The following is an 11847-nucleotide window of genomic DNA, read 5'->3' as shown; positions in this document are numbered from 1 at the left end:
TTTCAACATTGAGACCTACAGAAAACTAGAATATATGATAGACACAAATTATTTTAAGTTGCATCATAATTCATACATGAATAGAAAATTCAGGTATATATTTCGAAAAAAATCATTTTTGCACCAGAACCCTTAATAATAAAAAAGACGATTCCAATTTTATGAAAATAAATTGGAGTCGTCTTTTTTACTACTAAATCAAATACCAAAAAAAACGAAAGTTTTCAATGGCCTCAATTTTTTCAAGTGTGTATTTTGATTTTAACTTTTAGATCCCGTTTGATGATTTAATTTTTTAACTCCTTCTTGAAGGGCTGGCAAGTAGATTTCTAATAATTTCTTTTTATCTGTTCGGATGACCTGGGTAGAAATATTTACTGCGGCTATCGTTGCCCCCTGCCAATTGATAATGGGCATTGAAATGGAGCGGAGTCCTTCCTCTAGCTCTTCATCACCTATCGCATAACCCCGTGACCTGGTCATGGCCAAGTCTTCCTCGAATTTTTCATAAGTGGTGATTGTATTTTGGGTAAAAGCTTCGATATTGGTGATTCCCCAAATTTTTTTCCTCTCGTTTTCGGGTAACCAGGCAACAAGTGCTTTTCCTAATGAGGTTGCATAATAAGGCAACCTTGAACCGACCTTCAAGTTTGCCCCGACGATCCTTTTAGCTGCATTCACTCTGGAAACATAGACAACCTCCGCACCATCCAGAATGGCCAGGTTTGTTGATTCCTTTACAGTGGCAGAGATAGATTCCAAGATTGGTTGAGCAAGATCCGGTAAATTCAATGTTTGTAAATAATGGACCGCTAGATCCAAAACCTTCGGGCTGAGTTGAAATCTATTGTCTTCTATTAACCTTAGATAACCGAGGTCGACAAGGGTTAATGCAAAGCGTCTAACTGTCGCTTTATTAATGCCTGTCCGCTCTGCAAGTTCCCGAAGCGAAAGGCTAGCAGAACTTGAATCAAAAGCTTTTAACACTTCAAATCCTTTTGCGACTGATTGGACGAAATAAGATGATTGTTCCGTTTCATTTTCCATCACGAACTTCCTCCTAAAAATAAAGAAAATTTATAGTGAATTATCAGTCTAATTGTTAGAAAAAATAAACAATTAGGTTGACTTCTTAACAAAAGATAATTATGATTATCCCAAGGTACACTATATGTACTAGGTGTACGTATAGTGTACAGTTGTAATCGGATTTACACAACTCTTATTTTAAATTTTTTTCAATGAGTATGTAAGGGGTTACATTACGTGGAAGAGGAGGCTTTAAGCTACATTGGATAAGATCATTACTGCATCAGAAGCTGTTTCGTATATAAAAGATGGAGACACCGTCGCTGTAGGAGGTTTTGGGTTGGTAGGATGCCCTCTTAACTTGGTAGAATCATTGGCTGAACATCCAGTTTCCGATTTAACAATCATTAGCAATAACCTAGGGGAACCAGGAGGAAAAGGTCTAGGTAAGGTTCTACTTCAAAATAAAATAAAAAAAGGGATAGGTTCATATTTTACGAGTAATATGGATGCCGTCCGTTACGTCAAGCAAGGCATCTTGGAAGTGGAGCTGGTTCCGCAGGGTACATTAGGCGAAAGGTTACGAGCAGCAGGTGCCGGTATAGGTGGATTTTATACTCGCACGTCAGCAGGGACACTTATAGGAGAAAATAAAGAATCACGCGTGATTAATGGAAAAGAATATGTTTTAGAGTTACCGTTATTTGCTGATGTGGCTTTAGTGAAGGCTAAAAAAGCAGATAGGTTGGGTAATTTAATCTATTCAAAAACAGCTCGGAACTTTAATCCTGATATGGCTAGTGCAGCAAAAATAACTATAGTTGAAGTGGAGGAGATTGTTGAAGTGGGCAAGATATCTCCCGAGGAGATCATAACGCCTCATTTGTTCGTGGATTTTATAGTGGAAAGGAGAAATTGACCGAAGATGTCGTCACTTACTATTAAAGAAATGATAGCCAAAAGGGTTGCTATGGAAATAAAAGAGGGAACAATCGTCAATTTAGGGATCGGCATTCCGACCCTGGTTGCTAACTATATACCCGAAAGTAAATCCGTATACCTTCATACGGAAAATGGGCTCCTTGGAGTAGGTCCTTCGCCAGAGAAAGGGGAGGAAGACCCTGAAATCATAAATGCCGGGAAATTACCGGTCACCGCACAAAAAGGTGCTGCTTATTTTTCATCCTCCGAATCATTTGCGATGATTCGCGGCGGACATGTTGATACAGTCGTTTTAGGAGCCCTTCAAGTCAGTGAAACAGGAGATTTAGCAAACTGGGCTGTACCAGGAAAGGATATTTTAGGAGTTGGTGGAGCAATGGATTTAGTCGTGGGTGCAAAGGAAGTCATCATTGCAACTCTGCATTGCACGAGAGAGGGCGATCCGAAAATTGTCAATCACTGCGATATTCCACTAACAGCCCAAGGCGTTGTATCGACATTAATATCTGAATATGCAGTTTTTCGATTTAAAGATAATGAAATGGTTTTAGAAGAGTTAGACAAGGGGTGTACGGTAGAGAAATTAAAAGAAATCACACCTGCAAATTTTATAATTTCACCAAATTTGAAAGCGTATTCAGTCGAATGAATTTAAAAATCCGGAGGTATTATAATGGATCATGAATTTGTAATTGTTAGCGCAAACCGTACAGCCATTGGTAGAGTTGGCGGACGATTAAAAGATGTACCTGCTGGAATTCTAGCTGCAACAACCATTAAAGATGCGATTGAGCGTGCTGGGCTAGCACCTGAGCAGATCAATGAAGTAATTTTTGGTGAGGTGCGGCAGTCCACTGAATCATCTAATCTAGCACGTGTTGCTGCATTAAGAGCTGGTATTCCCCAGGAGGCCTCTGCTTTCACAGTAAACCGACTATGTGCTTCAGGCATTCAGGCTGTTGTATCGGGGGTTCAGCACTTAGCATTTAATCCGGATGATATTGTCGTTGCCGGCGGAGCGGAAAATATGAGCAGAGCCCCCATTTATTTAAGAAATTCACGATATGGGGAAGGAAATCCTTACCTTGTAGATTCTAATCTCGAAAATGGCCAGCAGCCAATCGAAGTTTATGGAAAAGACTTAGGTATGGGGGTTACAGCTGAAAACGTTGCGGAAAAATATAATATTTCCCGTGAAGATCAGGATGCATTTGCTTTGGAAAGCCAGAATCGGGCAAAATTAGCAATTGAGTCTGAATCCTTCAAATCGCAAATTGTTCCGATTGAAATAAAAACTAGAAAAAACACATCGATTTTCCAAATAGACGAGCACCCAAGAGACACTACCTTAGAAAAATTAACTCAATTGAAACCAGTCTTTAAAAAGGATGGAACTGTCACAGCGGGTAATGCCTGTGGCCGTAATGATGGAGCGAGTTCCTTAGTATTAATGACTCGAGAAAAGGCTTCTAACATCGGTGTCAAACCCATTGCCAAAATCGTTAACTGGTCTACAGCTGGTGTCGATCCACGATATATGGGAATCGGTCCAGTTCCCGCAATTGAAAATCTTTTGAAAAAGACTGGTCTGAAGGTTAAGGATATTGGGCTGTTTGAATTGAATGAGGCTTTCGCTTCGCAATCACTTGCCGTGATACGTGAAGCGAAGCTGGATCCGGATAAAATCAATGTAAATGGTGGGGCTATAGCTTTAGGTCATCCATTAGGGGCAACTGGAGCGATAATCATAACAAAATTAATTCATGAAATGCAAAAACGACAAGAAAGATACGGGATAGCGACTCTATGTATTGGCGGAGGTCAGGGCATGGCTATTTTATTAGAATTAGCCTAAGACGATTCTAAATGAATGGACTACATTAAATAAATATATTGGGGACATTTACCATCTGAGGAGGTATTACATGAAGACAGAACTTAATAAGCCACAGCTCAAAATTCCACCAGCTACGATGGGGGAAAAACTAAGACAGGTTGGACCAGGTATAGTTGTCGCTGCCACAGGTGTAGGAACTGCCGATTTGATAACATCTATCGTTATTGGAACGTCTTTTGGAATGACCTTTGTATGGGCCATTATTGTCGGTGGAATTTTGAAATACTTTTTAAATGAAGGTGTAGGGCGCTGGTATTTGGCAACCGGACAAACCATGATTGATGGCTGGCATTCATTAGGGAAATGGGCAACAGGTTATTTTGGTATCTATTCAGTCATTTGGGGATTTATCTATGGAGCAGCTGCAGCATCGACTTCAGCATTGGCCATGCACGCCATGTTTCCAATCATGCCGCTTTGGGCTTGGGCTATCCTCCATTCGATTCTAGGCTTCGGTCTCGTTTGGACAGGCCGTTATCTTCTGTTTGAACGTGTAATGACAGTTTTAATAGGTGTTATGTTTGTAACGATTATCGGTACAGCGATTCTTTTCCTACCTAGCTTAGGAGATTTCGCAATCGGATTCGTTCCTAGGGTTCCAGAGGGCTCATTCATTTTAATGCTAGGCTTGATTGGTGGAGTTGGTGGAACAATCACAATGGCTTCCTATGGTTATTGGTTAAGTGAAAAAAGCTGGAGTGGAAAAGGTTGGATTTCCATGATGAGAACAGATACCAAGGTTGCCTATACATTAACAGCTATTTTTACATTGGCTGCATTGATAATCGGTGCTCAATTTCTTGCGGGTACAGGTGTCAGCATCCGTGATGATCAAGGACTTATCCAACTTGCCGAAATGCTTGGGGCGGAGTTTGGCACACCCATGCGCTGGTTATTCTTAATTGCATTTTGGTCTGCAGCTTTCTCTTCCTTACTTGGAGTTTGGAATGGGGTTCCGTATCTTTTTGCTGACTTTGTCAAAACGATACGCAAGAAAAAGGCTCCAGGAAAACAGGCTGTTTCAGAAACGGAACCTGCTTATCGTGCCTATCTAGCCTGGCTGACATTCCCTCCGATGATTTTGTTTTATTTCGGAAAACCCGTCGAGTTAATCATCATTTATGGAGCTTTAGGAGCATTATTTATGCCATTTCTGGCGATCTCCCTGATTTTATTATTAAATTCGAAAAAGGTAGATAAAGAGTTTAGGAACAAAGCGGTTCCTAATTTGGTTTTAACAGCTTGTCTCATCATGTTCGTCTATTTAGGGGTTAACGAACTTATTGAAATTTTTACGAAATAATAGGTAAAGGCTGTGGGGAATCTTCTTCCTGACAGCCTTTATTTTTCCCTTTAGCTGGTCAGTCTCACTTTCATACCAAGTTTTTTTACCCTCAAATCTCATTTTCGCTGCCCCGTTAGCTCAATAAAAAAAGCATATGTGCTTTACGCCTTCACGGAAAAGCTGATGGTCATCGATAATAGTTATACTAAAGAAGGATTTCTAGCAAACATATTCAATCCAAAAGTATCCAGCAGACAAGCACATAGCTTTTACATTAGAGTTTGGAATGGTATTTCTTTTATATGCCATTAATTAAAGAATTATATGCCTTCATGTAAAATGAAAAATTGAGAAAATCGATGGAGATGATCTGTGTTCATTCCTTTAATGAAATATGGATTTATGATTTAGTGTATTTAACGGTAGTTTAAAATGGAGTTGCATTTTTTAGGCAGAAGGAATAGACTTGAATAAAATTTAATGTTACGGGAGTCTGTGGAATCAGGCTGAGAGTATGACTAACTGTTGTAGACCGTTTGAACCTGTTGGGTAATGCCAGCGTAGGGATTGTGACTAGAGTACCACTATGCACTTTGCTTACGCAAAGTGCTTTTTTTATTTTCTATGAAAGGATGGATTCGAGATGAATCAACAGCAAGTCATAACCAATAATATTGTTCGCTATATGCAGAATGAAGTTACATCAGACGAGGCATTCAATGAACAGGCCTTACAATTATTTTCTTATCAATACCATCATAATCTTCCCTATCGAACCTTTTGTTTTCAAAAAGGAAAGACACCAAGGGTAGTCAAGACATGGAGGGATATTCCGGCCGTTCCGATTAATGCTTTTAAAGAGGTCACGCTAAGCTCCATAGATCCCTCTGAAACAGAAGCGGTTTTCATGACGAGCGGAACTACAAAAGGAATTAAGGGCAAACATTATCATCCCACTTTGGAAGTGTTTGATAAGTCCATGCTTTTAAATTTCAGAAAGAGATTTATGAAGGAAACGGAGAAAATCCGCATGGGGATTCTTTTTCCAACCGAAATAGAAATGCCTAACTCTTCATTAGCTCGCTACTTGGGTCTTGGAATGCGTGAATTCGGTACGAAGGATAGCCACTATCTATTAAAGGAAAGTGGAATCGATATGGACCGCTTGCTGGAGGACCTTGAGCATGCGGAAAAAACTGGGGAGCCTTATGCCCTTTTAGGCGCGAGTTTTAGTTTCGTACATATGATCGAAGAATTAGAACGAATGGGAAAGACCTTAAGTTTACCAAAGGGAAGTAAAATCCTTGACACGGGAGGATATAAAAATCAATCAAAGGAATTGGGTTTGGATGAATTCTATCATATGCTTTCCACTCACTTAGGTGTAGACCGGTCTGAATGCATCAATATGTATGGGATGACAGAGCTAAGCACGCAATTTTATGATGACGGTAACGAGACTGTTCCTCCTGTAAAATCGGGACCGCATTGGATAAGGACTAGAGTGATTAATCCTTTAAGTGGGGAAGAGGTCCAAAAGGGCGAGCGGGGAGTACTTGTTCATTGTGATTTAGCTAATTTTAATTCGGTCACTACCATCCTAACAGAAGATTTAGGGGTCGAGGTGGATGGTGGTTTTCTTTTATTAGGAAGAGTGCAGGGAACAGAGGCAAAGGGTTGTTCCATAGCGGTGGATGAGTTTTTAAAAGCTGCAAAGGGCTTTTCGGAATGAGCGAGATTGCAGGATATATACCGGATATAGGGGATAAAGATTTCACAAAAAGGATTTTAGTATTTAAGAGAAAGAATGAAGAAGTGGAAGTGGAGATTCCCCTTCTTACGATAGAACAGATGAATAAGGTTATAGAAAAAGTTAAAAGGGCGAGTGTTGAGACATTAAAGGCATTTACGACGGTGGAAATCATGGACATTATTGACAAAGCGATTGAGAGATTACTGGATCGTCGTTCACCGTACCGTCAAAAGGCTGAACAGCTCCTGCCGATTATTACAGGGTACGATGAGGAAATAATTCGTCTTGGTCTTACTATCTATTTGAAAAAATTCCGCAAACATGAACTCCAACGCTTTGTTGTTGAAGATTTTGGAAATCCCTTGTTGCTTGATGACTTTCAACCTCGAATCAAAGGCGGGTTCTCTAAGGCAGTCGGGCCAAATCTAATCACCCATATTTGGTCGGGGAATGTCCCTGGTCTTCCTTTGTGGAGCTTCATCTCCGCCTTGCTTACCAAGTCAGGAAACATTGGGAAGGTCTCAAGTGCGGAGCCTTTGTTTGCGGGCTTGTTTGCCCGTTTGTTAGTGGAAATTGAACCTAAATTAGCGGATTGCTTTGCTATTGTTTGGTGGAAAGGGGGCGATGAAGAGCGGGAAACATGCATATTGGAACAAAGTGACGTTGTAGTAGGGTACGGCGGCAACGCTTCGCTTCAGTCTCTTCAAAGCCGAACGCCAATAACCACCCGATTTTTGGCTTATGGGCATAAAATCAGTTTTGGGTTGATCTCTCGTTTTAGCCTGGATTCACAAAAAGCTTTTGAAACGGCACGTCAAGCGGCACTTGATGTCATCCGTTATGATCAGCAAGGCTGCTACTCTCCCCATATTTTTTATGTCCAACATGGCGGCAATGTTTCGCCAAAAGAATTTGCGAGATATCTGGCACATGAACTCGAAAACATGGAAAAAAGATATCCTCGGCGGACCCTTTCAATGGAAGAGTCTGCAGCACTGGCATCGTGGCGTCAAAGAGAAGAGATGAGTGTTTTTTATGATTCCCAAAAAGAGGTATTGGGAAATGTAGTACATGATTGGACCGTCGTATACGAAGAAAAGGGTATTTCCTTCACCCCAAGTAGTTTGAATCGAGTGATAAAAGTGATTGCCTTTGAAAAAATAGAGGACCTGATTCCTTCCATTGAGCCTCACCGTTCTTTCCTCCAAACCGTTGGTATAGCTGCAAGCCCAAGGGAACTTTTTCACTGGGCCGAGTTATTAGGGGGGCTTGGTGTAACGAGGTTAACCGCTTTGGGCAGTATGACGTCTCCCGAAGCTGGATGGCATCATGATGGCCGCTTTAATTTACTAGATTTGATCAACATGGTAGATATAGAGTCCTCTGCTGTAGAGTACAGTGAAAGATTTGCCCCTTATGTTGATTAGGAGGTAGTGGAATGGGTTTTTTGACAGTTAATGATGTGACATACAGCTATCAGGGCAGAGGGTCCGTTATCAATCGTGTAAGCTGGGAAATAGAAGAAGGGGAGTTTCATTGTTTGCTGGGGAAGAGTGGGTGCGGGAAAACGACGTTATTAAAGCTGGCAGCAGGCTTACTGCAGGTGGATACTGGAATTATTTCCTTGAATGGGAACATCGTAATCAAGCCGTCACCTGAAGCCGGATTTGTCTTTCAATCCCCAACCCTATTAGAGTGGAAAACTGTAATGGACAACGTTCTGTTGCCCGTTTCCCTTAGGGGGAAAGTGAAGGTAAAGGATATAGAGTATGCGATGAAGTTATTGGAGACTGTTGGGTTAGCAGACTATCTTCAGAGTTTCCCGGCACAATTATCAGGAGGTCAGCAGAGTCGTGTAGCCATTGCAAGGGCACTTGTTGAACAGCCGTCCATGATGTTCTTAGACGAACCATTTGCTGCATTGGACGCGATTACAAGAGAAGAATTACAGGACGACCTTTTAAAGATATGCAAACAGCAAAATACGACAGTCCTTTTTATAACACATGATATTTCAGAAGCTGTTTATCTCTCAGACAAGATAGCGGTAATGGATCAAGGAAGCATTGTCTATGATACAGCTGTCGATCTTGCAAAGCCGCGAACGGTGGAAATGAGGTACAGCTCGTATTTTAATGAACTTTGCCTCAAAATCCGCCAGGTTATGGGGGGAGCACGGTTATGAGACGATTTCCTATATACTCCGTAATCCTTTTACTACTTTTGCTGTTTTTATGGGATCTAGCAGCAAGGTCCATGTCGGAGCTTGTCCTGCCGACACCTATTGTGATTTTCCATACTCTTTTTGAAGGCATAATGGGCGGATACTTTACCCCGCATATTATCCGAACCACATCAGAGGTGTTGCTGGGACTGTTTTTTGGAGGGTTATTCGGATTTGTGGCAGGCATTATTTTGGGCGAGGTGCCTTTTTTACGGAAGCTCTTATTTCCTTACATTATTGCCAGTCAAGCCGTTCCGAAACTTGCTTTAGCCCCTCTTTTTATCCTTTGGTTTGGATTTGGAATGACCTCTAAAGTGGTGATTACGGCACTGATCTGTTTTTTTCCTTTATTGGAGAATACGGTGATGGCCATAAAGTATACGGATAAGCAGAAGCAGGAACTGTTCAAAATGCTTGGTGCATCACGCTGGCAAACCTTGATCCATTTAAAGATACCTGCCGGGATGCCTGGGATTATAGCAGGGCTTCGCGTAGCGGTCGTTTTGGCAATTGTAGGAGCGGTTGTTGGAGAGTTTATCGGCGGAAGTGACGGATTAGGAGCGGTGATCATCGCTTCACAGGGAATGATGGATACACCATTGATGTTCGCGACCTTGATATTGTTAACGGCCATGGGAATGGTTCTATATCAGGCAGTGCAACTAATGGAAAAGAAATGGGTCAAACGATTTATAAAGGAGACGGAGAAAAAATGAAATCAAAAATTATGCTAATGGGTTTATTATTATTGATAGCAATAATTACAAGCGCTTGTGGAGCGAAGGAAGAGACAACCAAGGAATCAGGCTCAGAGAAAATACAGCCGGTCAGAGTAGCGAATTGGAGTAAGCCGATAACTGAGCAAACGAATTTATTGGTGGATGAGAAAAAACACTTTTTCAAGGATAAAGGATTGGACGTTTCGGTTATTCCAGGAGAAGGTGGCGGGGATGCCATTAAAAATATTGTTTCTGGACAAGCTGACATTGCGTTTACAGATCCCGGCTCTCTTTTCTTTGCATTAGACAAAGGGGAAAAGCTGAAGGTGATTTATAATATCTATCCACAAAATGTGTTTAACATTGTATCGCTTAAAGACAAAAAAATAAATAAGCCACAGGATCTTAAAGGGAAAACAATTGGTGTATATAGTTTAACAAGCGGGACGCGTCAAAATTTATTGGTTCTTCTGCATCAGGCTGGACTTTCGGAAAACGATGTAAAAATCGTGGAGACGGGATTGTTGAATTTTGCTCCTTTGATGCAGGGAAAGGTGGATGCTACAGCTGCAACGGATACTGGATTAGCAGTCGCTAAACAAAAAGGATTGGATGAAGTAAATGTCATGGAAGTAAAAGATTATTTGAATGTGCCTAGCGATGTATTTGTTGTCACAGAAAAGACGTATGATGAAAAGAAAGACGTTCTGAAAGAATTTTTGGAGGCTTATAGTAGCAGTGCACAGTGGATGATCAAAAATCCAGAGGAAGCCGCTAAACTAGCATCTGAATATGCCATTGATGGAAAAGATGAACAACAAAACTTGAAAATTATTAATTTGAGAAATATTTCGAGTGTTTCCTCTGAGGGAACTGATAGTAAGGGGCTAGGGGAACTTGATACATCGGTTTTACAAAAAGGGGCAGATACGTACCAACAACTAGGACTAATTGAAAATAGCATCGATATGAAAGAGGCAGTACGTGACGATCTTCTTCCTAACAAAACGGAGGAGAAAAAATGAAAAAATTTCAGGGGAAAGTAGTACTGGTGACGGGAGCTAGCCGAGGAATAGGAGCTAGTATAGCCCGTGCCTTTGCTAGAGAAGGGGCACTGGTTATCATCAACTACCTGCAAAATCACGAGGCCGCTGAACAGGTTGCCGTGGATTGTACTAAACTGGGCGGTGAAGGATGGGCTATACAGGGAGATGTCACTTCTGAATCGTCCGTCAAACAGATGATCGAACAAGTTATGGAAGCGGGTAAAATTGATGTTCTCGTGAATAATGCCTTCAAGTCTTACATTTTTGATGCTGACAACCGAAAAATGTCATGGGAGCTAAAATGGGAAGATTATCAGGAGCAAATTGATGGGGCTTTACGCTCGACACATTATATGTGTCAGGCAGTCTTACCCATTATGAAAAAACAGAGCAATGGCAGCATCATCAATATGATCAGCAATTTAGTTCAAAGACCGATTGTACCTTACCATGAATACACGACAGCAAAAAGTGGACTTATGGGGTACAGCCGTAATTTAGCTGCAGAGCTCGGAGCTTTTGGGATCAGGGTCAATTGTGTGGCTCCGGGGCTTGTCTATCCAACGGATACAAGCAAGGATACAAAAGAAGAGTTGAAGGACCTCATCATATCCCAAACTCCACTCCGCAGAATTGCAGCACCAGAAGATGTAGCAGGACCCGTGTTGTTCCTGGCATCAGATTGGAGTCAGTTTATGACAGGGCAAACTTTATTTGTAGATGGCGGGCTTGTGATGTAACAACACGTCAATAAATCAATACTTGGACACAGTTTTATGTAGGGGGAGCAGAAATGCTCCTTTTTTATGAGTCTCTGCCTATTGATTTTACGTTAGGCATAGCAAAATCTTTTTTGTTTTTCAATTTTAACAGTACCCCTTTAGTACTTTTTTATAATGATGTGGATAAAAATAGGGAATATCTCCCGTTGGGAACGAACGTTAAATGATGT

The 11847-nt window shown here is 41.2% G+C and carries 11 protein-coding genes; 10 read left to right on the top strand and 1 reads right to left on the bottom strand.

Annotation, left to right across the window (positions count from 1 at the left end; all coding sequences use genetic code 11):
* Positions 1-261: 261 nt before the first annotated feature.
* A complete protein-coding gene (locus J7E52_RS12535; protein ID WP_214746767.1) occupies positions 262-1047 on the bottom strand; it encodes an IclR family transcriptional regulator domain-containing protein in 786 nt (261 codons plus the stop codon).
* 244 nt (positions 1048-1291) lie between these two features.
* On the opposite strand from J7E52_RS12535, the gene J7E52_RS12530 reads away from it, so the two are divergent.
* The 10 genes from J7E52_RS12530 (at position 1292) to J7E52_RS12485 (ending at position 11635) form a co-directional block, all read left to right on the top strand.
* Positions 1292-1948: a CoA transferase subunit A gene (locus J7E52_RS12530; RefSeq protein WP_214746765.1), complete on the top strand. Its 657-nt coding sequence runs from the start codon at positions 1292-1294 to the stop codon at positions 1946-1948.
* Positions 1949-1954: 6 nt separating this feature from the next.
* A complete protein-coding gene (locus tag J7E52_RS12525; protein ID WP_214746762.1) occupies positions 1955-2620 on the top strand; it encodes a 3-oxoacid CoA-transferase subunit B in 666 nt (221 codons plus the stop codon).
* A 24-nt stretch (positions 2621-2644) separates the two neighbouring features.
* Complete coding sequence (locus J7E52_RS12520; protein WP_214746759.1) at positions 2645-3826, top strand: thiolase family protein; 1182 nt, start codon at positions 2645-2647, stop codon at positions 3824-3826.
* Between the two features lie 70 nt (positions 3827-3896).
* On the top strand, positions 3897-5171 hold the full coding sequence (locus J7E52_RS12515; RefSeq protein WP_286197702.1) for an Nramp family divalent metal transporter: 1275 nt from the start codon (positions 3897-3899) through the stop codon (positions 5169-5171).
* Positions 5172-5796: 625 nt separating this feature from the next.
* On the top strand, positions 5797-6885 hold the full coding sequence (locus J7E52_RS12510; RefSeq protein ID WP_214746755.1) for a LuxE/PaaK family acyltransferase: 1089 nt from the start codon (positions 5797-5799) through the stop codon (positions 6883-6885).
* Positions 6882-8333 carry an acyl-CoA reductase gene (locus J7E52_RS12505; RefSeq protein WP_214746752.1) on the top strand — a complete coding sequence of 484 codons (1452 nt, stop codon included), beginning with the start codon at positions 6882-6884 and terminating at the stop codon, positions 8331-8333. Before J7E52_RS12510 ends, J7E52_RS12505 begins: the two co-directional genes overlap by 4 nt.
* Positions 8334-8344: 11 nt before the next feature.
* Entirely contained in the window at positions 8345-9091 is a 747-nt protein-coding gene (locus tag J7E52_RS12500; protein WP_214746749.1) for an ABC transporter ATP-binding protein, read from the top strand.
* Entirely contained in the window at positions 9088-9846 is a 759-nt protein-coding gene (locus tag J7E52_RS12495) for an ABC transporter permease (protein WP_214746746.1), read from the top strand. The genes J7E52_RS12500 and J7E52_RS12495 overlap by 4 nt, the downstream gene beginning before the upstream one ends.
* Positions 9843-10874: an ABC transporter substrate-binding protein gene (locus J7E52_RS12490; RefSeq protein WP_214746744.1), complete on the top strand. Its 1032-nt coding sequence runs from the start codon at positions 9843-9845 to the stop codon at positions 10872-10874. The genes J7E52_RS12495 and J7E52_RS12490 overlap by 4 nt, the downstream gene beginning before the upstream one ends.
* Positions 10871-11635, top strand: a complete 765-nt coding sequence (locus J7E52_RS12485) for an SDR family oxidoreductase (protein ID WP_214746741.1) — start codon at positions 10871-10873, stop codon at positions 11633-11635. The genes J7E52_RS12490 and J7E52_RS12485 overlap by 4 nt, the downstream gene beginning before the upstream one ends.
* Positions 11636-11847 lie beyond the last annotated feature (212 nt).

The sequence above is a fragment of the Bacillus sp. ISL-34 genome (assembly GCF_018613325.1).
In the GTDB taxonomy this organism is placed as follows: Bacteria; Bacillota; Bacilli; order Bacillales; family DSM-1321; genus Peribacillus.
The sequence above is the reverse complement of the archived record's forward strand: the minus strand, read 5'-3'. Positions and strand labels throughout refer to the sequence as shown.

Coding starts and splice junctions, on each gene's coding strand:
- J7E52_RS12535 (WP_214746767.1), bottom strand. CDS start 1,047: ATGGAAAATGAAACGGAACAATCATCTTATTTCGTCCAATCAGTCGCA.
- J7E52_RS12525 (WP_214746762.1), top strand. CDS start 1,955: ATGTCGTCACTTACTATTAAAGAAATGATAGCCAAAAGGGTTGCTATG.
- J7E52_RS12520 (WP_214746759.1), top strand. CDS start 2,645: ATGGATCATGAATTTGTAATTGTTAGCGCAAACCGTACAGCCATTGGT.
- J7E52_RS12515 (WP_286197702.1), top strand. CDS start 3,897: ATGAAGACAGAACTTAATAAGCCACAGCTCAAAATTCCACCAGCTACG.
- J7E52_RS12510 (WP_214746755.1), top strand. CDS start 5,797: ATGAATCAACAGCAAGTCATAACCAATAATATTGTTCGCTATATGCAG.
- J7E52_RS12505 (WP_214746752.1), top strand. CDS start 6,882: ATGAGCGAGATTGCAGGATATATACCGGATATAGGGGATAAAGATTTC.
- J7E52_RS12500 (WP_214746749.1), top strand. CDS start 8,345: ATGGGTTTTTTGACAGTTAATGATGTGACATACAGCTATCAGGGCAGA.
- J7E52_RS12495 (WP_214746746.1), top strand. CDS start 9,088: ATGAGACGATTTCCTATATACTCCGTAATCCTTTTACTACTTTTGCTG.
- J7E52_RS12490 (WP_214746744.1), top strand. CDS start 9,843: ATGAAATCAAAAATTATGCTAATGGGTTTATTATTATTGATAGCAATA.
- J7E52_RS12485 (WP_214746741.1), top strand. CDS start 10,871: ATGAAAAAATTTCAGGGGAAAGTAGTACTGGTGACGGGAGCTAGCCGA.